Annotated in this window: 20 protein-coding genes; 3 read left to right on the top strand and 17 right to left on the bottom strand. The window is 28.3% G+C overall.

All coding sequences use genetic code 11. From position 1 onward, the window contains the following. Window positions 1–48 precede the first annotated feature (48 nt). From CRV10_RS01505 to bioB, 7 genes are all read right to left on the bottom strand, one after another. Window positions 49–765, bottom strand: coding sequence for a Bax inhibitor-1/YccA family protein (locus tag CRV10_RS01505; RefSeq protein ID WP_136130056.1), 717 nt, complete (start codon window positions 763–765; stop codon window positions 49–51). A gap of 315 nt (window positions 766–1080) precedes the next feature. Continuing rightward, the gene (moaE, locus tag CRV10_RS01500) at window positions 1081–1533 is read right to left on the bottom strand and encodes a molybdopterin synthase catalytic subunit MoaE (protein WP_136130055.1); all 453 of its coding nucleotides are present in this window, start codon (window positions 1531–1533) and stop codon (window positions 1081–1083) included. A gap of 1 nt (window position 1534) precedes the next feature. Next, window positions 1535–1780, bottom strand: a complete 246-nt coding sequence (gene moaD / locus CRV10_RS01495; RefSeq protein WP_136130054.1) for a molybdopterin synthase sulfur carrier subunit — start codon at window positions 1778–1780, stop codon at window positions 1535–1537. Window positions 1781–2284: 504 nt separating this feature from the next. Continuing rightward, window positions 2285–2956 (bottom strand): dethiobiotin synthase, encoded by a 672-nt coding sequence (bioD, locus tag CRV10_RS01490; RefSeq protein WP_136130053.1) that lies wholly within the window; start codon window positions 2954–2956, stop codon window positions 2285–2287. Next, window positions 2953–3708, bottom strand: coding sequence for a malonyl-ACP O-methyltransferase BioC (gene bioC, locus CRV10_RS01485; protein ID WP_136130052.1), 756 nt, complete (start codon window positions 3706–3708; stop codon window positions 2953–2955). Before bioC ends, bioD begins: the two co-directional genes overlap by 4 nt. Then, window positions 3692–4843 carry an aminotransferase class I/II-fold pyridoxal phosphate-dependent enzyme gene (locus CRV10_RS01480; protein ID WP_136130051.1) on the bottom strand — a complete coding sequence of 384 codons (1152 nt, stop codon included), beginning with the start codon at window positions 4841–4843 and terminating at the stop codon, window positions 3692–3694. Before CRV10_RS01480 ends, bioC begins: the two co-directional genes overlap by 17 nt. Window positions 4844–4845: 2 nt before the next feature. Beyond that, a complete protein-coding gene (gene bioB, locus CRV10_RS01475; protein ID WP_136130050.1) occupies window positions 4846–5853 on the bottom strand; it encodes a biotin synthase BioB in 1008 nt (335 codons plus the stop codon). An 88-nt stretch (window positions 5854–5941) separates the two neighbouring features. On the opposite strand from bioB, the gene bioA reads away from it, so the two are divergent. After that, window positions 5942–7231, top strand: a complete 1290-nt coding sequence (bioA, locus tag CRV10_RS01470) for an adenosylmethionine--8-amino-7-oxononanoate transaminase (RefSeq protein ID WP_136130049.1) — start codon at window positions 5942–5944, stop codon at window positions 7229–7231. Between the two features lie 143 nt (window positions 7232–7374). Further along, entirely contained in the window at window positions 7375–8076 is a 702-nt protein-coding gene (gene gpmA / locus CRV10_RS01465) for a 2,3-diphosphoglycerate-dependent phosphoglycerate mutase (protein WP_136130048.1), read from the top strand. Between the two features lie 128 nt (window positions 8077–8204). On the opposite strand, the gene nadA is transcribed toward gpmA, so the two are convergent. From nadA to sdhC, 9 genes are all read right to left on the bottom strand, one after another. Then, window positions 8205–9251 carry a quinolinate synthase NadA gene (nadA, locus tag CRV10_RS01460; protein WP_136130047.1) on the bottom strand — a complete coding sequence of 349 codons (1047 nt, stop codon included), beginning with the start codon at window positions 9249–9251 and terminating at the stop codon, window positions 8205–8207. Between the two features lie 271 nt (window positions 9252–9522). Then, the gene (gene sucD / locus CRV10_RS01455; RefSeq protein ID WP_136130046.1) at window positions 9523–10392 is read right to left on the bottom strand and encodes a succinate--CoA ligase subunit alpha; all 870 of its coding nucleotides are present in this window, start codon (window positions 10390–10392) and stop codon (window positions 9523–9525) included. Beyond that, entirely contained in the window at window positions 10392–11561 is a 1170-nt protein-coding gene (gene sucC / locus CRV10_RS01450; RefSeq protein WP_136130045.1) for an ADP-forming succinate--CoA ligase subunit beta, read from the bottom strand. Before sucC ends, sucD begins: the two co-directional genes overlap by 1 nt. Window positions 11562–11609: 48 nt before the next feature. Continuing rightward, window positions 11610–12854 carry a 2-oxoglutarate dehydrogenase complex dihydrolipoyllysine-residue succinyltransferase gene (gene odhB / locus CRV10_RS01445; protein ID WP_136130044.1) on the bottom strand — a complete coding sequence of 415 codons (1245 nt, stop codon included), beginning with the start codon at window positions 12852–12854 and terminating at the stop codon, window positions 11610–11612. 16 nt (window positions 12855–12870) lie between these two features. Beyond that, window positions 12871–15660: a 2-oxoglutarate dehydrogenase E1 component gene (locus CRV10_RS01440; RefSeq protein ID WP_136130043.1), complete on the bottom strand. Its 2790-nt coding sequence runs from the start codon at window positions 15658–15660 to the stop codon at window positions 12871–12873. A 102-nt stretch (window positions 15661–15762) separates the two neighbouring features. Beyond that, entirely contained in the window at window positions 15763–16476 is a 714-nt protein-coding gene (locus tag CRV10_RS01435) for a succinate dehydrogenase iron-sulfur subunit (protein WP_136130042.1), read from the bottom strand. A gap of 17 nt (window positions 16477–16493) precedes the next feature. Further along, window positions 16494–18260 (bottom strand): succinate dehydrogenase flavoprotein subunit, encoded by a 1767-nt coding sequence (gene sdhA, locus CRV10_RS01430; protein WP_136130041.1) that lies wholly within the window; start codon window positions 18258–18260, stop codon window positions 16494–16496. Further along, window positions 18261–18608, bottom strand: a complete 348-nt coding sequence (gene sdhD, locus CRV10_RS01425; RefSeq protein WP_136130040.1) for a succinate dehydrogenase, hydrophobic membrane anchor protein — start codon at window positions 18606–18608, stop codon at window positions 18261–18263. After that, window positions 18602–18979: a succinate dehydrogenase, cytochrome b556 subunit gene (gene sdhC, locus CRV10_RS01420; RefSeq protein WP_241971806.1), complete on the bottom strand. Its 378-nt coding sequence runs from the start codon at window positions 18977–18979 to the stop codon at window positions 18602–18604. Before sdhC ends, sdhD begins: the two co-directional genes overlap by 7 nt. A gap of 1594 nt (window positions 18980–20573) precedes the next feature. Here sdhC and fldA point away from each other — a divergent pair. Continuing rightward, the gene (gene fldA, locus CRV10_RS01415; RefSeq protein ID WP_136130038.1) at window positions 20574–21086 is read left to right on the top strand and encodes a flavodoxin FldA; all 513 of its coding nucleotides are present in this window, start codon (window positions 20574–20576) and stop codon (window positions 21084–21086) included. Between the two features lie 22 nt (window positions 21087–21108). On the opposite strand, the gene glnS is transcribed toward fldA, so the two are convergent. Next, the gene (gene glnS, locus CRV10_RS01410) at window positions 21109–22764 is read right to left on the bottom strand and encodes a glutamine--tRNA ligase (protein ID WP_136130037.1); all 1656 of its coding nucleotides are present in this window, start codon (window positions 22762–22764) and stop codon (window positions 21109–21111) included. Window positions 22765–23514: the final 750 nt, after the last annotated feature.

Genomic DNA, 23514 nt, shown 5'->3' with positions numbered 1-23514 from the left:
TCCGTTGAACTCTATTTTCTTTTTTGAGGAGATAGGGAGAATAAATTTTTACAATTGTTTATTGCGATCACCACCAATTCTAAGTAATACTGTAAATAAATTAATAAAATCTAAATAAATAGTAAAAGCACCTAATATTGAAATGCAGCGTAGATTTTCACTATCATTAATATCTACTTGATTACCAAGAATTTTTATTTTTTGTGTGTCATATGCTGTTAAAGCAACGAATAATAAAGTACTAATATATGTTATTAACCACATTAACATAGAACTTTTTAATAAAAAATTAATTAATGAAGCAACTAAAACACCAATTAAAGCCATCAATAGTATATTATTAAAATTACTTAAATCTCTATTTGTAGTGTAACCATAAAGACTCATAAGACCAAACATAGTTGCAGCTACACAAAAAATGATAGCAATAGATAAAGAACTGTATACTAAAAAAATATGTGACATTACTAATCCAGTTATCATAGAGTACAGCATGAACATACCAGTTGTTGCTGCACCACTTAATTTTGTAATTGAATTAGAGATTAAACATGTTAGAAATAGCTGTATTGCAATTAATCCAAGAACAGTATTTCTATCATTCAAAATAAATTCTGTTAATATAGGCTTATGAGCAGTTAGCCATGCAACACATGATGTAAGTATTAAACCGCATGTCATCCAGCCATATACTTGAGCCATATAAGTTTGTAGCTCTCGAGATGATTGTTGTGAAATTGAACCAGTTTCAAAATATCGGTTCATGATTGATACCTCTTAATGCTTTAAATAATATTTTTATTTTTTAATTTTTATATTGATATAATAACAAATTCTTTTTATAAAAATTAGTAAAAACAATTTCATTGTTTACTAATTATAAAATGATATAATTAATAAATAAAATATTATTTTTTGTCGTATAATTTTAATAATTCAATTTTTAGCTTCTAATCTAATTAGACCTAAAAGAAAGAGCTTTATATTATAATAATCTTCTTTAAAAGATTTTATATAATTTTTGATTTTTGTTATACGATCAATAATTAATTCTGTTACAATTAATTTAGTTAATTTTTATTAATTCCAATGAATTAAAGCATCATTATCACTAGCATTTACTTCAATCCAACGATAGCCAAAGTTTGTTTTTTCACATTTCCAAAATAATGCATAAGTTTTTATATAATCAACAAGATATTCTATAGCAGCAAAAGCTTCAGTACGATGAACACTAGTAACACCAACGAAAATAATCTCATTTCCAGGATTTAATTTTCCAAAACGATGAGTTATGTTGACACGTTCTAAAAACCAACGATTACTAGCTTCTTGAATGATTTGTTGTAAAAATTTTTCTGTCATGCCAGAATAATATTCTAATGTTAGTCCTGTGACAAGATCTCCAAGATTATAGTTGCGAACTTTACCGGTAAAAGTTACTATTGCACCACTTTCGGTACAATTGTTTAACCAGAAATATTCTTGATGTAAATCAAGAGGTTTTTGTATAATGTTAATTTTAGACTTCATTTTAGCCCCCAGTAACTGGGGGGAAAAAAGCTACTTCATCACCTGAATGAATTGGATTACTCATAGATACTAACTCATGATTTACTGCTACTAATAGGTTATCAGAACTAAATGCAATTTTCCAAGATTCACCCCTTTGAGATAAGGATTTAACCAAAGATTTAATATCTGTATAATCTTCTAGAACATCTAACGAATTAATTCCCACTATTTCGCGTACTTTAGCAAAAAATAATACCTTAATCATAAAAAGATACCGCCTAATAAATCTTTTAAAATTATTAAAACACTTGATCAACATATATTATTGATAGTAATTTTATATATATCTTAAAAATAAAAATAACATATACTAAATTTTTTAATAAGTTAATAAACAGTTCCTATATAGTATCATATAACTAATTACAAACTTAAGTTTTATTATAAATAATTTAACTTTATTTCATTATTGCTAATATCTAGTAGAAAAGATTGATTTAAATAAAAAACACAAAAACGATTAAAAGAATAAGTGTATAATATATTTACTGAAAATATAAATTAATTGATCAAGATATTTCAGGAATTTATATATACTTAATTTGATAATATAATAAATATATTAGACATAAAATAATTTTTTGGATTTTAAGACATCAAATAATAAAATGAATTTTTCTTCGGAATAAATTTTATTAATGTAATAAAATATAGCTAAAAATCATTATAAGATTAATGAGATTATAATTTATTTATATCAAATAATAAATTATTCAGGTAAAATCAAAAAATCATTGTAGCTTTTAGAATGTTCACATAATCCAAGATAAGGTATTACACCTAAACAAGGTTGTGGTAACATTTTTTTAAGACTAATAATATAATCTTCATAGTATTTATCTGGGGGTATTATTGTGTTAGCAATCCATCCTGCTAAATTTAATCCTCGAAATTTTATTGATTCAACAGTTAGTATTGCATGATTAATACAACCTAATTTAACTCCAACTACTAAAATCACTGCAAGCTGTTCTAAATGTACCCAATCTGCATATAATTGAGAAGAAGAAATTGGTGTATACCAACCTCCTGAACCTTCTATTATAATCCAATTAGCTAATTTTTTTAACTTTAACAATCCATTAGATAAAGTAGAAAATAATATTGGCGTATTTTCCTTAGCACTAAGTATATGAGGTGCAGTTGGTTCAATAAAAGATAAAGGATTTATTTGTGAATAATTTAATGATACACTACTATATCTCTGTAAAATTAACGCGTCATTATTACGAATTCCTTCCGATGTGATTTTACAACCAGATGCTATTGGTTTATAACCTGCTGTACGGTATCCATAATTGTTTGCTATTTGCAGTAATAAACTGCTAGATGTAGTTTTTCCAACTTCTACATCAGTACCAGTTACAAACAAACATTTCATAAATTAGTTACTCCATATATTAAATGATAGCTAAGACGAAAACCATGTTCATCACGTGGCCAATATGTTTCTAGCAAATTCAAACGATTACGTGTTAATAACATACTATTACGTCCTTTATGAATATGTGTGGCACCAATGCCTTTTAATGAACGCATTGCACTAATAGCATTAGGAAAATGCATGATTATAATTTGAGATTGACATTTTAAATTTTTATCATGACAAATTTTAAATATTTCTTTTTTAGTAAGAAATTTATTAGCATGACTATATTGATCAATATATGACCAAGCGAATTGTAATTCATACAAAGAACCATCACTAAGTGTGGAGAACAATAAACATCCGTATGGTTTTAACAACTTATTGAATTGACTTAATACTTGATTTAAATCATTACTCCACTGCACAACTAAATTGCTCCAAACTATATCTATACTAGAATTAGCTATAGGTAGACTATCAATATCTCCTACTATATAGTGATTTGCAGAGTTATTTTTCTTAGCTTGTTTTAACATTTGAAACGAAAGATCTAAAGCCATTACATGCTTACCATACTGCCGCCAAATACGGCTATACCATCCAGTGCCACAACCAGCATCTAATAGTAATTTGCCTAAGCAATTAGGAGCTAGTTTTAGTAATGTATCACCACTTAATCTTTGTAATTCTGAATAATTATCATAACATGTCGCAGCTCTATCAAATGCTTTTGCTATAGCTTTTTTATTAATGATTCGTTTCATGTAAAGCCTCCAGCAAAATATCTATATCTTCAAATTTATGAGCAGCAGTTAAAGTTATACGTATACGTGTTGTTCCCAAAGGTACAGTAGGAGGTTTTATGACATTAACCCAACATCCGGCTTTAGCTAATTTTGTTAAAACTAGTTGTGCTTCATTATCATCTTCTATCATTAATGGCTGAATAGCACTACTCGATTCTATTAGTTTCCAAGAAATAGATTTCATACCTTTTTTGAAATAATTTATATTTTCATTAAGACGATCACGTAAACTTTCACTTTTTTGAACTAAATGCAAAGCACATTGTAAAGCAAACGCTTGGGCTGGTGGCATACAAGTTGAATAAATTAAATTCTTTGAAAACTGTAAAAAATAATCAGCTGTGTTTTCATCGCATAATAAAGCAGCACCACCAATACCAAATGCTTTGCTGAATGATATTGTTAGTAAATTTGGTTTTACTCCTTGCAACCAACAACTACCACGTCCTTCAGCACCTGTTATTCCTATTCCATGAGCATCATCAACTAGTAACCAACTGTTATTTTTTCTTGTTTTTTCATAAATATTTTTCAATGGAGCTGTATCACCATCCATGCTAAAAATTCCTTCTGTTAACACTAATATTTCACCACGACATAAATACTGTAAAAAAAAATTCAAACTTTCTATCATATTATGACGAAATCTATATAATTTAGCAGGACTACGAATTGCAGCATCGAGCAGTGAAGCATGAATTAATTTATCAGCTATAATATGATCATATTTTTTAGTAAGTAAATTGATTACTGCTTGATTAACATCAAAACCAGAAATAAATAGTATTGCACGTGAATAACCTAACCAATTAGCCAGTTGTATTTCTAAATTTGAATGAAAACAACTAAAACCAATTATATGACTAGAAGATCCTGAACCAGTACCCATTAAATCGATACCCTTTTTCCAGCTATTAACTATTAATGGATGTTGATTTAATCCAAGATAATCGTTACTAGAAAAGTTAATATAATTTTTTTTTCCTTTTCTAATCAAACGAGTATTGTTTTTATCTATTATACAACGTTTACGCCATCTATTATTATAACGTTGTGTAGATAAAGATGAATTAATTCTCTGTTGCCAACTCATTATCATGTCGCATCATAGAATTGTTCATTGGATGATAGTTGATTATTTAGAGTATTATTCCTTTCATTATGATTACACTCTGTTTTAATTCCTAATTTACGAAATAGAATAATATCTTTATCCTCTTCTGGATTAGATGTTGTCAGTAATTTACAACCATAGAAAATTGAATTTGCTCCTGCCATAAAACACATTGCCTGAGTTTGTTCGCTCATTTGATTTCGACCAGCTGAAAGTCGAATATACGAAGTTGGTATCATAATTCTAGTTATAGCAATAGTTCTAATGAAATCAAATGGTTCAATATTTTCATTGTTAGCGAAAGGTGTACCTTTAATCTTTACCAACATATTAATTGGTATACTTTCTGGAGGTTTTGGTAAATTTGCCAATTGTAATAATAAACTAGCTCTATCTTTTACTGTTTCACCTAAACCTAATATTCCTCCAGAACAAATTTTAATACCTACCTTGCGGATTTTACTTAAAGTATCTAATCTTTGTTGATAACTTTTTGTAGTAGTTATTTTATTGTAAAATTCTGGTGAAGTATCAAGATTATGATTATAAAAATCAAGACCTACTTTAGCTAAACGTTGCGCTTGATCGTCAGATAGACTACCTAAAGTCATACAAGTTTCCATTCCTAAGGCTTTTACTTTTTTTATTATTTTTTCTAAATATGGCATATCACGATCGTGAGGACTTCTCCAAGCGGCTCCCATACAAAAACGACTAGAACCGTTAGCTTTAGCCTTACGGGCAGCCATTAAGATTTTATCTATTTCCATTAAGCTTTGATATTTTAAATCTGTGTGATATCTTGAACTTTGAGAGCAATATTTGCAATCTTCTGGACATTTACCTGTTTTAATTGATAGTAACGTGCTTATTTGTATAATCAGAGGATTGAAATATCTACGATGTACTTGTTGTGCTCTAAATATTAGTTCAATAAAAGGTTCATTAAAAAGATCTTCTACTTGTTTTAATTTCCAGTGTTGTATCATCATCTACTCCAACAATTAAAGATTAACTTTTATTGATAAATAAAATTATATTGATAAAATTATTGTTTTATTCAGGTTTATAATAATAATGTTAATAAAAAAAGATTATGAATTCGATCGTAGCCATATTTGGCATCCTTATACATCTATGAAAAAACCCTTACAATGCTATCAAGTAGTGAGTGCTAAAGGATGCCGATTAAAATTAGATAATGGAAAATATCTTATTGATGGAATGTCATCATGGTTATCAGTAATTCACGGATATAATCATCCACGTCTTAACTGTGCAATAAAAACACAAATAAAAAAAATGTCACACGTAATGTTCGGTGGTATTACTCATCCTTCAGCAATTACATTATGTCGTAAATTAATAGATATAATGCCATCATCTCTAGAATGTATATTTTTATCTGATTCAGGTTCAGTATCAATAGAAGTAGCTATGAAAATGGCATTGCAGTATTGGTTAGGAAATAATCAAAACCGTCAAAAATTTTTAGCTCTTCAACATAGCTATCATGGAGATACTTTTGCTGCAATATCTGTATGTGATCCAAATAATTCAATGCATCATTTATGGAAAGGTTATGTAAACAAAAATTATTTTGCATCTGTGCCAATATGTAATTTTTCTGATGATTGGGATATAAAATATTTTGATCATTTTGCTTTTCTTATTAAAAAACATCATAAAAATTTAGCAGCAGTTATTATTGAACCAATTTTACAGGGAGCAGGTGGAATGCGTATTTACCATTATAAATATTTACAATTGGTTCGTAAATACTGTGATATATATGGAGTATTGTTGATTGCTGATGAGATCGCTACTGGTTTTGGTAGGACTGGCAAATTATTTGCATGTGAACATGCAAATATTGAACCTGATATTTTGTGTATAGGAAAAGCACTTACCGGTGGAACAACGACTCTTGCAGCTACCATTACTACTCGTAAAATAGCTAATAAAATTAGTAATAGTCAAGCAAATTGTTTTATGCATGGGCCAACTTTTATGGGAAATCCTATAGCTTGTGCTGTAGCAGCAGAAAACATATCTATGTTACAAAATAACGATTGGATAAATCAAGTTGACAATATTGAAAAACAACTTCGTAAAAACTTATTACCACTAAAACTTCTACATCAAGTTTCAGATGTTCGTATATTAGGAGCAATTGGTATAGTTGAAACTTATAAATTAATAAATATTATAACAATTCAAAAATTTTTTGTTGAACAAGGCGTTTGGATTCGTCCTTTTGGTAGATTGATTTATATAACACCAGCATATACCATTAAACAGGAAGAATTGGAAAAGTTAACGAAATCTATTAAATTAGCAATTGAAAATCCTTTAAATTTTCTTTAATAAAATTCAGACAAACTGGAATTTATTATTAAATTATAATGTATCTTTGTAGACATTATTGAATATCTTTGATTTACAGAATATTGTACATTAAATAATGTACGATTAAAAGCAATTATTTAAAATAATTAAGGATGTTTTTTATGAACTTAATAAAGTTAGTTTTATTAAGACATGGTGAAAGTGAATGGAATAAGGAAAATCGTTTTACTGGATGGGAGGATATAGATTTATCTAGCAAGGGGCATGCTGAAGCTAAACAGGCTGCTGATATCTTGAAAAAGAAAGGATTTTTATTTGATATTGCTTATACATCTATGCTAAAAAGATCTATTCATACCTTATGGCATATTTTAGATAAACTTGATCAAGTTTGGCTTCCAGTAGAAAAAACCTGGTGTCTTAATGAACGTCACTATGGTGCTTTACAAGGATTAAATAAAGTAGAAACAGCTAATAAATACGGAAGCAAACAAGTCGAAAAATGGAGAAGAGCTTTTACAGTGTTTCCTCCAAAAATAGAAATTAATGATAGGAGATTTCCAGGATATGATATTAAATATGCTTTTTTAACACCTGAACAATTACCTGTTGCTGAAAGTTTAGAATCAACTTTTAATAGAGTAATTCCTTATTGGCATACAAATATCTTACCTAAGATCAAAAAAGGTAATAAGGTAATTATTGTTGCACATGGTAACTCATTAAGAGCATTATTGAAACACTTAGATAATATTAGTGAAGAAAAAATTGTGGAATTAAATATCCCCACCGGAAAGCCTTTAATATATGAATTTGAATTTACAAATGATTTAAAAATATTAAAAAACTATTACCTTAATTAAAAATGATTTTGATCATAATGATCATTAATTTCATAAAATATGATTTTATATTGTCTATATAATGAGATATTTAAGATATAAAATTTAAATTATTAACAATAAAATAAATATTTATATGTTGTTTTTAATTAATTTTTAAGTTTTTTTGCAAAATCAAGCATACGGTTCAATGGTAATAATGCTGCTTTACTTAATGCAGGATTTATATTAATTTCATGTTTAGAACCACCAAGTTCAAGACTATCAGAAATTGTTTTTAGAGTATTCAGTTCCATCCATGGGCAGTGAGCACAACTACGGCAGGTTGCGCCTTCACCTGCTGTAGGTGCTTCTAATAGTTCTTTGTTTGGTACAACTTGCTGCATCTTATAAAAAATAGCTCGATCAGTAGCAACTATTAATTGCTTGTGTGGTAACTGTTTTGCTGCATTAATTAATTGACTTGTAGATCCCACTGCATCTGCTAAGTCAATTATTTGTTTTGGAGATTCAGGATGTACTATTAATCCAGCATCTGGATATATTCGTTTCATATTTTTAAGTGCAGCAAGCTTAAATTCATCATGTACAATACATGATCCTTGCCAATTAATAATATCAGCTTTTGATTTATGTTTGATATAATTTCCTAAATTACGATCTGGTGCCCAAATAATTTTTTCACCTAAACTACTAAGATATTCAATTAACTCAAGTGCAATACTTGATGTGACAACCCAATCTGCCCGGGCTTTTACTGACGCAGAAGTGTTAGCATAAACCACTACAGTACGATCCGGATGATCATTACAAAAAGAATTAAATTCCTTAATTGGACAACTGAGATCTAGAGAACACTCTGCTTTTAAGGTAGGCATTAGAACAGTTTTCTCGGGGTTAAGAATTTTAGCTGTTTCTCCCATAAAGCGTACACCAGCAACTAGCAATGTTTTTGCTGGATATGAATTACCAAATCTGGCCATTTCTAGTGAATCAGAAACGCACCCTCCTGTCTTTTCTGCTAATCGCTGAATTTCAGGATCTGTATAATAATGTGCTATTATAACTGCATTTCTAGACTTTAAAAGCATTTCTATTTTATTTAAGTAAAATAACTTTTCTTCATTACTTAGTATCGGAGGTTTAACTGGTAAAAAATAAGATGGATTTTCGTAATTAAACATAATACTGTTCATTATTATTGATATAGTAAATTATTCGTTATAAAGATTTTAATATAATACCATTTAGTTTATATCTAAAATTTTTCTGATTAAAACTATTATGTATTCTGTGATTTTCCTTGTTGTATTAAAGAATAAATATTGTCTTTATATTGATCCATTAATCTCATTTTTTATAAAACTAAAACTTACTAAATAATAGTATAAATATCTTAAAATATTGTGATAAAGCATTTTACTTTAAATAATCTTGTAATAATTGATATTAAACAATGACTCATAATTATGACATAACAGATTTTACTGCTTTACCAATATCTGTCAATTTTAATACTATTTTAACTCCAGCTTGTTTCAGTAATGCTATCTTTGCTTCTGCAGTCCCTTTTCCACCTGAAACAATAGCACCAGCATGTCCCATACGCTTACCTTGGGGAGCTGTTACACCAGCTATATAGCTGACTATAGGTTTATTTACATTGTTTTTAATAAAAAAAGTAGCTTTTTCTTCAGCTAAACCACCAATTTCACCAATCATTACAATTGCTTTAGTATTTACATCATCTTGAAACATTTTTAATATATCTACGAAATCGGATCCAGGAATAGGATCACCTCCAATACCTACACATGTAGACTGACCATATCCAATATTAGTTATTTGTTGTACTGCTTCATATGTTAAAGTACCAGAACGTGAAACAACCCCTATAAAACCTGGTTTATGAATATAATCGGGCATTATACCAATTTTACATTCACCGGGAGTAATGATTCCTGGACAATTAGGACCAATCATACGCACACAACTAGAATCTAATTTGTTTTTTATTACAACCATATCCAAAATAGGAATACCTTCAGTAATTGTAATAATTAGTTTTATGCCTGCATCTATAGCTTCAAGAATACTATCTTTACAGAATTGTGCAGGCACATATATGACGCTAGTATCAGCACCAGTAAATTCTATAGCATCTTTTACTGTATTAAATACTGGTAAACCTATATGTGTAGTACCTCCTTTTCCTGGAGTTACACCACCTACAAGTTTAGTCCCATAATTTAATGCTTGTTTACAATGAAACGTAGCTTGTTGTCCAGTGAAACCTTGGCAAATTACCCTAGTAGATCTATCTATTAAAATAGACATTATTTGTTCTCCGTAGCAACATTAACAGCATATTTTACTGCTTCTACTAAATCATGTAATATAATAATATTCAAGCCGCTATCCAGTAAATATTGTTTACCTAATTCAGCATTATTACCTTCTAAACGCACTATGATCGGTAATGTTATATTTAATGTATTTATTGCACTAATAATAGAATCAGCAATTAAATCGCAACGCACAATACCACCAAAAATATTAACAAGTATAGATTTGATATTAGTATCAGATATTATGATTTTAAAAGCCTCGATAACACGCAATTCAGTAACATTACCACCAACATCCAAAAAATTCGCTGGTTGACCGCCATAATATTTAATTATATCCATAGTTGCCATAGCTAAACCTGCACCATTGACAATACAACCAATGTTACCTTGTAATGAAACATAATTTAATTCAAATTTAATTGCTTGTGATTCTCTTTCATCTTCTTGACTATAGTCATACATTTTACTTAATTCTGGATGACGAAATAATGCGTTACTATCAATGGATAATTTACTGTCTAAACAAATTAAATTACCTTTTTTATCAATTACTAAAGGATTTATTTCAATTAACTTAAGATCAAGTTCGGTAAACATAATTGATAAATTTACAAATATTTCAGTAAATTGCATTATTTCTTTACCTGATAATCCTAATTTAAATGCTAATTCACGTCCTTGATATTCTTGTTGACCAACAGAAGGATCTAATGTTATCTTATGAACCATATTGGGAGTTTTTTTTACTTTGTGTTCAATTTCAGTGCCTCCCATATTAGAACCTATAAAGCTTATACGATGTGTTTCACTATCAATAATCGCACTTAAATAGAGTTCTTTATTAATATCAGTATTTTCTTCAATTAGAAATTTGTTAACCAGTTGCCCGCAACTATTTGTTTGCTCAGTTATAAGATATTTTCCATACCATTTTTTAAAAAAATTTCTAGTTTCTTGTTTATTTTTTACTATTTTCACTCCTCCAGCTTTACCTCGACCACCAGCATGTACTTGACATTTGACCACCCACGAATTGGTATTCATTTTACAACAAACTTCTTCTATTTGTGATATATTAGTACAAATATAACCTTTTGGCACTGGTATTCCATATTGCGTAAGCAATTGTTTAGACTGGTATTCATGTAAGTTCATGATTTTTATCCATCGATAAATAAAACATTTTTTTTATTGTGTTGTAAATTATATATCTAATAATAAACGTATTGGATCTTCTAGCAGTTCTTTTATCTTAACTAAATAACCAATAGCTTCACGACCATCAATTAAACGATGATCATAAGATAAAGCTAGATACATCATCGGCAATATTACAACTTCTCCTTGAACAGCTACAGGTCTATCTTGGATAGCATGCATACCTAAAATTGCACTTTGAGGTGGATTAAGAATAGGTGTAGACATTAATGATCCAAATACACCACCATTAGTAATGGTAAAATTGCCTCCCGTAAGTTCTTCTACCTTTAATTTATTATCACGACCTTTAGTTGATAAATCTTTTATTTTTTTCTCAATATCTGCCATATTCATATGATCAGCATCATGTATAATTGGTGTAATCAATCCTCTCGGTGTTGATATAGCTATACTAACATCAAAATAATTATGATAAATTACATTATCTCCATCAATAAAGGCATTAATCTCCGGATATTGTTTTAATGCTTCAATAACGGCTTTAACATAAAAAGACATAAAACCTAGACGAACCCCATGTATTCTTTCAAAAAGATCACCATACTGTTTGCGAATATTAATTATAGATGCCATATTTACTTCATTAAATGTTGTTAACATAGCAGTGCTGTTTTTTGCAGCTATTAATCGTTCTGCAATACGTTTGCGCAAACGGGTCATAGGAACACTTTTCTCAACACGATCAATATTTGAATAATTATTAATTATTGATCTATTATCGTTGTTATGATATTCTAATAAATTCTTGACTTTTTCCATTGTTATACGTTGATTAGAATAATCATTTTTAATTTTAGAAATATCTAAATCGTATTTTGCAATAAATCGACGAATTGATGGAGTTAAAATTTCTTTTTTTTCTTGTTTTTCTTTTATTAAATCTTCTTGTTGTTGATTGATTAAAATATCTTTTTTCTGGTCTGGATTGTTATCATTATTTTTCTGATCTTGATTATTATTGTCATTGACATTATTGTTGAAATCATTATTTATTTTTAACAAACCAATTACTTGACGTGATTTTACAACAGAATTTTTATCTTCTAGAATAGTTTCTAATATTCCATTAGAAACTGCTGGAATTTCTATTATAACTTTATCAGTTTCAATTTCTACTAATATTTCATCTATATTGACTTGATCACCCGGTTTTTTATTCCAAATTGATATCGAAGCGTCAACAACTGATTCGGGTAAATCAGGAACAATAATTTCCAATATACTCATTATTTTTCCTTATTATTTACGTTAGTGCACTATTTATGAGCTCTTTCTGCTGTTTGTGATGTAAATACGTATAGCCCACAGCTGGTGAAGCAGCAGCAGGACGACTTGCATAACGTAATTTAGCATTTATTGGTATAATTTTACTAAAGTAATATTGAATATAAAACCATGCACCTTGATTTAAGGGTTCTTCTTGACACCAAATAAAATCCTTAACATTTGAATAAGATACTAATAATGCAGTTAACGCTTGATATGGAAAAGGATAGAGTTGTTCAATACGTACTATAGCAATAGTATCTTGTTTGTTTTTACTCTTTTGCTCCATTAAATCAAAATATATTTTACCAGAACACATTATTAAACGTTTAATCTTTTCTTTATCTACATTGATAACTTCATCAATTACTAGCTGAAATTGTCCATTTGCCATTTCTTCTAATGTTGATGTAACTAATGGATGTCGAAGTAGTGATTTTGGAGACATAATAATTAATGGACGACGTATTTTTCTTATAGCTTGACGACGTAATATATGATATATTTGGGCAGGTGTAGACGGAATACAGACCTGTAAATTTTGTTCAGCACAAAGCTGCAAATATCTTTCGAGACGTGCAGACGAATGTTCTGGACCCTGACCTTCATAACCATGAGGCAAAAGCATAACAAGTCCACACATGCGACCCCATTTTTGTTCGCCAGAACTTATAAATTGATCAATAACTACTTGTGCTCCATTCGCAAAGTCTCCGAATTGAGCTTCCCAGATATTCAACACTCTTGGTTCAGTAATAGAATAACCATATTCAAATGCAAGGACTGCTTCTTCTGACAGAACAGAATCCCAAACTCTAAATTTTCCTTTATTATCTGCTGATATAGAGTCTAAGGGAATATACGTCGATCCATCAATTTGATTATGGATAATAGCATGTCTATGAAAAAAAGTACCTCGACTAGAATCTTCTCCTGAAAGACGTACTGAAATTCCTTGACTAATTAAAGAAGCATATGCTAAATTCTCAGCTGCACCCCAATCAAAATTTCTTTTACCTTCTGCCATTTCTTTACGATCTTTGTAAATTTTAGCTACACGTTCTTGCACTTTTATTTCTATAGGAATATGGCTAATAATTCTTGACAAATTTTTGAGATAATTTTCATCCATATATGTTTTATAATCTTCTTCCGATTTCTTGTTGCCATATAGTGACCAAATAGATGAATTTGTAGAAGGATATAATCCTGATATCATACATTCACCTTTTTCAAGTAATGTACGATAAGAAATCACAATGTCATTTATTTCTTTTTGAGAAATAATATCATTATTACTTAAATAATCTGAATAAATTTTAAGTGCAGTAGGATGTTGTTTTATTTTTTTATACATTAAAGGTTGAGTTACCATCGGTTCATCAGCTTCATTGTGACCATGACGTCTATAGCATACTAAATCAATGAATACATCACGTTTAAATTGATTTCTATAATCTAAAGCTAATCTACTAATAAATAATACAGCTTCTATATCATCAGCATTAACATGAAAAATAGGTACTGATATCATTTTACCAATATCTGTACAATATTTAGTTGAACGTGAATCTTTAGTATTTGATGTAGTAAAACCCACTTGATTATTAATTATAATACGTACAGTACCACCTACTTCATATCCTCGTGTTTGAGACATATTTAATGTTTCTTGTACTACACCTTGACCAATAACAGCAGCATCACCATGAATTGTAATTGGCAATATTTTATCGTTATTGATTGCACGATCTATTCTAGCACGTGTTGAACCCATAATAACTGGATTAATAATTTCAAGATGAGAAGGATTGAATGCCAGTACTAGATGTAACAAACCATTTTCTATTCTTACATTAGAGGAAAATCCCATATGATATTTTACGTCTCCTGTACCAGAATTTTCTTTATTTGTTCCAGAAAATTCATCAAACAAATCTTTAGGTTTTTTACCTAAGATATTAATTAATACATTAAGACGACCACGATGAGCCATACCTACTACTATTTCTTTAGTTTCATTTTTAACTGAATGTCGGATTATTTCACGTAATAAAGGAATTAATACGTCGCCTCCTTCTAAAGAAAATCTTTTTGCCCCTGGAAATCTTGCACCTAAATATTTTTCCAATCCTTCAGCTGAAACTAAATCTTTTAAGAATTCTTTTTTTTCTTCTTTGCTGAATACAGAATAGCAACTATTTGATTCAATATAATTTTGAATCCAAATTTTTTCTTCATTGCTACTGATATGCATATATTCTGCACCAATAGAACCGCAGTATCTTTTTTTTAAACTATCAATTAAATCAGATAATTTTATTGATTCGTTTTTTCCTGTAAAAAAGCTAATATCAAAATTTTTTTTTAAATCATCGGGAGTTAACTCATAAAAGCTAGGATTTAGTTCTGCAACTAGATCTTCTTTACACAAGCCTAATGGATCTAATTTTGCACATTTATGACTATAAAAACGAAAAGCATTAATTAATTGTATAATTTGTAACTTTTTATAATTATCCTCAGGATAAGTAGAATTGAAACGATATTTTTCTTGTGCTAAGCAGAGTAAATGATTACGTATACTAGAATGTATCTGCTCTAATTGAATTTCCGTTCCTGCTATTGTTCTAAATAGTACACTCCATTGTTGATCAATAGAATTAGGGTTTTTTAAAAAATCTTCATAGATCTTTTCTATATAACGATAGTCCATATTAGCTAACCAGGAAGATTCTAGCCAGGATTTGATAGCTCTATTATGCATTATAATCCCTTAGATATTAATTATCATAATAAGTTTCGAAAAATTAATTAAATCACAAAAATGTTTCAATAATTCAAAGATATTTTTTAAATGATTTACTTATTAACTATCACATTTTAACAGCATTAATTTAATTTGATTAATAGCCTTTGTTGGATTCAATCCTTTTGGACAAACACTAACACAATTCATTATATTATGACATCTAAAGACGCTAAATGAATCACCTACCGAATCAAGACGTTCTTTTGTTTCTGTATCTCTCGTATCGATTAAAAATCGATAGAGTGTTAACAAACCAGCTGGACCAATAAATTTATCTGGATTCCACCAAAATGAAGGACATGAAGTTGAGCAACAGGCACAAAGAATGCATTCATATAATCCATTAAGACGTTCACGTTCATCCGGTAACTGAAGATATTCACGTGTTGGATTTTCATATTTATTTATTAGAAAAGGTTTGATCTTCTTATATTGTGCATAAAATTGGCTCATATCAACGACTAAATCTCTTATAACTGGTAATCCAGGCAAAGGACGTATAATAATTTTATGTTGTTTATTTTTTAATTTTGATAAAGGAGTAATACAAGCTAATCCATTTTTACCGTTCATGTTTATACCATCAGAACCACATACTCCTTCTCTACAAGAACGACGAAATGATAGTGTTGGATCTTGTTGTTTTAAAGAGATCAATGCATCTAATACCATTATGTCACGATTATCTTCGATCTCAAGAGTATAATCTTGCATGTATGGTGTTTTATTTATTTCTCTATTATAACGATAAATTGAAAACCAAAGTTTCATAACTATTTTTACTCAATTTAGTAAGTACGTACCTTTGGTGGAAAAGAATTACGAAATTTAGGTGTTATATTAACTTGGCGACGAGTCATATTTTCAGTTTGTGGAAGATAGATACTATGACATAACCAATTTTTATCATCTCTATTAGGAAAATCAAATCTATTATGTGCTCCTCTACTTTCAGTTCGATAATTAGCGGCCATTGCAGTTGCATAAGCTGTTTCCATTAAATTATCTAATTCGAGACATTCGATAAGTTGTGTATTGAATTCTTTGGAATGATCATATAATCGAACTGATTTTAATCTTTCACGTATAATCTTTAATTCATTAATACCATGTTGCATAGATTTACCTTCTCTAAATACAGAAAAATTATTTTGCATACATTGTTGTAGCTCTTTTCTAATATCAAATGGGTTTTCTCCTGTTGTATTATTTTCCCAATGATTTAAACGTACCATGGCATCATGAATTTCTTCTTTAGAAGCATCTTTTAACTCTCCTTGTTCTTCAATACTTTTAGGTAAATATAAACCAACTGCTCTACCAAATACTACTAAATCCAATAATGAATTTCCCCCAAGGCGATTAGCTCCATGCACTGATACACAAGCAACTTCACCTACTGCAAACAAACCTGGAACAATGAAATCCTCACCTTTTTCATTAATTTTAATTACTTGACCAGTTATTTTAGTCGGAATTCCACCCATCATATAATGACATGTAGGAATGACTGGTATAGGTTCTTTTATAGGATCAATGTTAGCAAAAGTATAAGATAATTCAAGAATACCTGGCAATTGTGATTCAAGATTTTTTTTTCCTAAATGATCTAGCTTTAATTTGACATGTGGACCACAAGCACCATCAAAACCACGACCTTCGCGAATTTCTATCATAATGGATCTGGCTACTACATCTCTACTAGCAAGATCTTTAGCATTTGGTGCATAACGTTCCATGAAACGTTCACCGTGTTTATTTAAGAGATATCCACCTTCACCACGACAACCTTCTGTTACTAAAACTCCTGCACCAGCTATTCCAGTTGGATGAAATTGCCACATTTCCATATCTTGTACTGGTATTCCCACACGTAATGCCATACCTATACCATCACCAGTATTAATATAGGCATTAGTTGTAGATTGGAATATTCGACCCGCTCCACCAGTAGCTAGTATAGTAGCTTTAGCTTTAAAATGAACAATCTCACCAGTTTCAATTTCAATAGCGATACATCCTACTATTGCGTTATCTATGTTTTTTACTAAATCTAATACATACCATTCTGAAAAAATTGTTGTTTGATTTTTTAAATTTTGCTGGTATAAGGTATGTAACAAAGCATGTCCAGTTCTATCAGAAGCTGCAGCAGTACGGGCAGCTTGCTGTTCTCCAAAATTTTTTGATTGCCCTCCAAATGGACGCTGATAAATACGACCATTATCAAAACGTGAAAAAGGTAATCCCATATGTTCTAATTCTAAAATTGCTTCTGGACCATTTTTACACATATACTCAATTGCATCTTGGTCACCTATGTAATCAGATCCTTTCACAGTATCATACATATGCCACTCCCAATTATCTTTATGTGCATTACCTAAAGTGACAGTTATACCACCTTGTGCAGATACTGTATGGGATCTTGTAGGAAAAACCTTTGATAATAAAGCACAATGTTGTCCAGATTTAGCAATTTGAAGAGCAGCTCTCATTCCTGCACCTCCAGCACCTATCACAATAGCATCAAATTTTCTAATTGGTAAATTCATCTATCCTCCACAAACTATAATAAATCCATAAATAGCATATGATATTAACCCTAATATAATTATCAATTGTATTATAAGGCGTAAAAATACTAACTTAACGTAATCTGTTAATACTTGCCAAACTCCAATCCAACCGTGTATAAGAACAGATAATATCATTAGCATAGTAAATATTTTAGTTACAGTATGTTGAAAAAAATTATGCCAAGTATAATAATTTAATTCATCTACATGAATTAGAAAAGTGCAAATATAAATTATATATAGAAAAATAATTATTGCTGCTATCCTTAATATTAACCAATCTTGAATACCCTTGCGACTCAAAGCAAATGTATTGTTCACCATATGAACACTCCTGCTAATATAGACAAAATTATAGTCATGCTAAATACGATGTAAGTTGAGAAAGTGCTAGTTTTTAGTGTCTCAGATAAACAGCTAAAATCCATTAATATATGACGAATTCCATTAATTATATGATATATTAAGATAGTGAAAATTAACCAACTGATAAATTTAAAATAAAAACTATTGAAAATAGATGTAATATATTGAAATTCTTCTAAAGAAGAAAGAGATAAATCTAAAAACCATAAAAAAATACCAAAAACAAATAATATGATTACACCAGAAATCCGGTGTAATATAGACGATATAGCTGGAATAGGAAAATTAATCGTCGACAATTTTAAATTGATGGGTCTTGATTTCTTCATTGTAGCTAACAATTCTTAATTAAAATCAATTTGATAATGTCAATTATAATGATTACTAAAAAAATTGCTATAAAATAAAGAGATCGCAATTATTATATTAAAAAATCTTAAAATTTTTTGATGATTGTTATTATTATATATTTTCATAAAATATTTAGTAAAATAGTTCTAAAAATTATTATTTAGAACGTGTGAGTTAGATAATTATAAATTGATTATATTCTTAGAAAGAATCTTATTCTAAATTACAATAAGATATAAAATATATTGTAGTATTTTATTTTTTTAATTACATGCGTTTTTTGTGCTATTGAAGAATTATTATACTATAAAAAATAGTAGTGATTGGTTTTAAATTATTTTACATCAACTTTATTAAAATCCAAAATATGATATTTAATTGTTTATGTAACCGTATAAAATATAAAAATAATTTCCTTATATCAAAATTAATTGGTACAAAATTTATTACATGTAATTTAAGATTCAGTCTTGCATATTTTTGTTAATTAAATAATTTATTTGTTAATGCAAATAAGATTACACAATTAGGTCAATTAATTAAATTACTTATTCGGTTGATTACATTTTATTTAATGTCAATGTGACATGTATAAAATATTTTATATTGTAATATATTTATGAGTAAATAACTGTGTTATTTATTTATATAGTATTATTTAGACATGTAAAATCCAATAGTTGTTGTATGTAAATAATTTAGAGTATTAACTATATTTTATCATAATGCTAATAGTAAATAGAATGCTTCTATTTTATAGTTTGTACATCAATTGCTCTATGTATAAGTTATAAATAATTCGTTTGTTTATTGTAGAAGTGAAAATTATTTCATTATTATTGAAAGCAGTGGATAAAAATAACCAAGTGAGGAATTTTTTTAAAAATATGTTGGAATCAATTAATATTATTGGCAATATTTAAATATTTATTAAATTAGAAATAATTCTTTTCCTTAGTCATGAATTTTTATTATCGTAAAAAATAATAAAAAATGTTTTGAAATTTTGCATGAAGCATTTAATAATAATTAATTAATTATAAATTTTAAAATATTGATAATATTAAAAATTTTATTGAAAAATATTTTTTATTGAATGATTATTAGACTATAGATGTTTATTCTTAAATAAACAGGAATAATTTTTTTCAATTTTTATTTGTTACAAGAGCACATAACAATAGATATATCAAACATTAGATATATCATTAGAAAGAAATATCATATATAAAGTGAAGCTTTCTAAGCATATTAATTGTATATTAGCTATGGAGAAACAAATTAAGTTTTAAATTAATTCATTAATAATATTTTACACTTAACATTATTTTCAAAATTAATTAATACATTGTTTTTTTAACAATAATGAATATTTTTATTTTTAAAAATTATTTATATATCTATAGTCTCAATTTTAATAAAATGTAGTATATTTAATTTTAAGTGGATATTTTAGAAATCAAACATTTTATAAATGCATAACATATAGATTATTAAAATAATAATACTAGCAATCATTAAAGTGATGATTTGTTATATTGCATAAATTATACTGATGATAAGGTTTATTATATGTCAAAAATAGGTATTTTTTTTGGTAGTGATACTGGAAACACTGAAAATGTTGCACATATGATACATAAACAATTAGGGCATAATATGGCAAATATTTATGATATAGCCAAAAGTAATCAGCAAGATCTAGAAATGTTTAATATCATTTTAATGGGTAGTCCAACATGGTATTATGGGGAGTTACAATGTGATTGGGATGATTTCATTCCGATATTAAAAAAAATTAATTTTGATGGAAAGAAAGTAGGATTATTTGGTTGTGGTGATCAAGAAGATTACACAGAGTATTTTTGTGATGCAATAGGAATTATGAATGATATTGTTGTATCTAATGGCGCAAAAGTAATAGGTTATTGGCCTACTACAGGATATAACTTTGAGTCTTCAAAAGGTATTTTAAATAAAGATTTTTTTTTAGGGCTAGCTATTGATGAAGATCGTCAGCCGGATCTTACTAAAGATCGAGTAGATAAATGGGTAAAACAAATTTTAAATGAATGTAATATATAAAGAATATTAGAAATATTAAGAATTAAAACGATGAAAATTTAGTAAAATGATCACGTAAACTAACGATACGATTAAATACTAAATTACTGGAATTAGACTTATCAATACAGAAATAACCTTCTCTTTCAAATTGATAAGTTTCAGTTGGATACGTATCTTGAATACTATCCTCTACATATCCATATTTAATTTCTAGTGATTTTGGATTTATGTTGATCAGAAAATCTTCTTCTGTTTCTGGATTTGGAATTGTAAACAAATAACTATATAAATGAAACTCAGCTGGTAATGAATGCAATGTTGAAACCCAATGAATAATGCCGATATCATTAGTTTTATATTTGTTGAATGTATTTAAATCACATGTACAATAGATGCAATTAATATTTCCTTCTTTGTCTTTAATGACATAGTCAGAACGAATCACACATGCATTACGTAAACGAACTTCTTTCCCAAGAACTAAACGTTTATAATTTTTGCCAGAATGTTCACGAAAATCAGCTCTATCAATCCAAATTTGATTACTGAATCTTACTTCACGAGTACCCATTTCTGTTTTTTTTGGGTGATTTTGCATTGTGATATTCTTTTTATAATTTATTGGAAGATTTTGAATGATTAACTTTATTGGATTTAAAACAGCCATTGCACGAGGTGCATTTTGATTAAGTTCATCACGAATACATGATTCTAATAAATTCATCTCAATAAGATTTTGTTGTTTTGTTACTCCTATTATGCGACAAAATTTACGAATTGAAGAAGCTGTATAACCTCGACGACGTAATCCAGCAATGGTAGGCATTCTTGGATCATCCCATCCTGTGACATAATTTTTATTGATTAATTGATTTAATTTTCGTTTTGACATTACTGAGTATTCCAAATTTAATCTAGAATATTCATATTGTTTTGGATATACATTGATAGAAATATGTTCTAGAATCCACTCATAAAGACGACGGTTATCTGAAAATTCTAATGTACATAATGAATGTGTAATGCCTTCTAAAGCATCTGATATACAATGAGCGAAATCATACATGGGATAAATACACCAATTATAGTTAGTTTGATGATGTTTAACAAATTTAATTCTATATAATACTGGATCTCGCATTACCATACAACTAGAAGACATATCAATTTTAGCACGTAAACATGCTGTGCCTTCTTGAAAATTACCATTACGCATTTTATCGAACAATAATAGATTTTGTTTGATAGGTCTATTCCTATAGGGACTATTTATGCCTGATTTATTCCAAACTCCACGGTATTCCTGAATTTCTTTTATTGTTAGTTCATCTACATACGCTAAACCTTTATTAATAAGTTCAATTGCATATTGATACATTTGATTAAAATAATCTGATGTAAAATAAATATTTTCCTTTAAAGGAAAACCCAACCACTGTATATCAGTTTTTATAGAATCAATGAAATTTATGTTTTCATTTACAGGATTTGTATCATCAAAACGTAAATTGCATGTACCATTATAATCTTTCGCAATACCAAAATTTAGACATATAGCTTTTGCGTGACCAATATGTAAATAACCATTTGGTTCAGGAGGAAAACGGGTACGTATTTTTTTATATCTATTGTTAGCTAAATCTTTATCTATAATTTGACGAATAAAATTAGTTGGTTGATTTTTATTTTGTTTCATTTATATAACATCCTTAAAATCACTAATAGTAAACAATCATACAACATAAATATTGATGTATGCTATCATATTAATAAGTTGTATAATTTAATATAAAATTATAATGAATAGTGAATTTATAATTCATAAAATATTGTTATCCGAAATGTATCATCATAATTGTCAAACTCATGCTATATCATGAAATTATTTTTGCATTTTACCAAGATTAACCTATATTATTTCACTAATGAATTGTCAAGCGTGTTTGATTTTATTTTTTATGACAGTATAGAAATGTTTACCTTAAGTTAGACGTAATCATATTAATTATTATTCTTTGATGTATAAAAATAGACCAACGTTCATAAATGATGATTCAAATTTCTAAATAATTTACCCTTGAAAGTTATTTATCTAATACCAAAACTCAATTTTACTACCATTAATTCATTAGCTAACTATAACCAATCTTAAAAACAATACAAGTGATATATTGCAAACTACTAAAAATGTTCTAGAAAATTTGTTAAAGGATATTTAATTTCTGAATTGACATATGGATTTTATTATCAATTTGAATTGTTATTTACCATATTGAACTGTATTATGGTACTATAAATTAATATTTTAACTTTAATATGATTTCCATATAGCACTACAAAATCAAAAAAAACATATCTTTATCGTAAAATAGTTTGAGCAATTATTTCCAGTATCTTATGCTACAGAATTAATAAAAAACAGTGATTGCATTACTTATTCATCACA

Source organism: Candidatus Pantoea edessiphila (genome assembly GCF_002933355.1).
Classification (GTDB): Bacteria; Pseudomonadota; Gammaproteobacteria; order Enterobacterales; family Enterobacteriaceae; genus Pantoea_C; species Pantoea_C edessiphila.
Note: the sequence above shows the minus strand (reverse complement) of the source record. Positions and strands in the feature narration are given on the sequence as shown.

Coding starts and splice junctions, on each gene's coding strand:
- CRV10_RS01505 (WP_136130056.1), bottom strand. CDS start 765: ATGAACCGATATTTTGAAACTGGTTCAATTTCACAACAATCATCTCGA.
- moaE (WP_136130055.1), bottom strand. CDS start 1,533: ATGAAGTCTAAAATTAACATTATACAAAAACCTCTTGATTTACATCAA.
- moaD (WP_136130054.1), bottom strand. CDS start 1,780: ATGATTAAGGTATTATTTTTTGCTAAAGTACGCGAAATAGTGGGAATT.
- bioD (WP_136130053.1), bottom strand. CDS start 2,956: ATGAAATGTTTGTTTGTAACTGGTACTGATGTAGAAGTTGGAAAAACT.
- bioC (WP_136130052.1), bottom strand. CDS start 3,708: ATGAAACGAATCATTAATAAAAAAGCTATAGCAAAAGCATTTGATAGA.
- CRV10_RS01480 (WP_136130051.1), bottom strand. CDS start 4,843: ATGAGTTGGCAACAGAGAATTAATTCATCTTTATCTACACAACGTTAT.
- bioB (WP_136130050.1), bottom strand. CDS start 5,853: ATGATACAACACTGGAAATTAAAACAAGTAGAAGATCTTTTTAATGAA.
- bioA (WP_136130049.1), top strand. CDS start 5,942: ATGTTAATAAAAAAAGATTATGAATTCGATCGTAGCCATATTTGGCAT.
- gpmA (WP_136130048.1), top strand. CDS start 7,375: ATGAACTTAATAAAGTTAGTTTTATTAAGACATGGTGAAAGTGAATGG.
- nadA (WP_136130047.1), bottom strand. CDS start 9,251: ATGAACAGTATTATGTTTAATTACGAAAATCCATCTTATTTTTTACCA.
- sucD (WP_136130046.1), bottom strand. CDS start 10,392: ATGTCTATTTTAATAGATAGATCTACTAGGGTAATTTGCCAAGGTTTC.
- sucC (WP_136130045.1), bottom strand. CDS start 11,561: ATGAACTTACATGAATACCAGTCTAAACAATTGCTTACGCAATATGGA.
- odhB (WP_136130044.1), bottom strand. CDS start 12,854: ATGAGTATATTGGAAATTATTGTTCCTGATTTACCCGAATCAGTTGTT.
- CRV10_RS01440 (WP_136130043.1), bottom strand. CDS start 15,660: ATGCATAATAGAGCTATCAAATCCTGGCTAGAATCTTCCTGGTTAGCT.
- CRV10_RS01435 (WP_136130042.1), bottom strand. CDS start 16,476: ATGAAACTTTGGTTTTCAATTTATCGTTATAATAGAGAAATAAATAAA.
- sdhA (WP_136130041.1), bottom strand. CDS start 18,260: ATGAATTTACCAATTAGAAAATTTGATGCTATTGTGATAGGTGCTGGA.
- sdhD (WP_136130040.1), bottom strand. CDS start 18,608: ATGGTGAACAATACATTTGCTTTGAGTCGCAAGGGTATTCAAGATTGG.
- sdhC (WP_241971806.1), bottom strand. CDS start 18,979: ATGAAGAAATCAAGACCCATCAATTTAAAATTGTCGACGATTAATTTT.
- fldA (WP_136130038.1), top strand. CDS start 20,574: ATGTCAAAAATAGGTATTTTTTTTGGTAGTGATACTGGAAACACTGAA.
- glnS (WP_136130037.1), bottom strand. CDS start 22,764: ATGAAACAAAATAAAAATCAACCAACTAATTTTATTCGTCAAATTATA.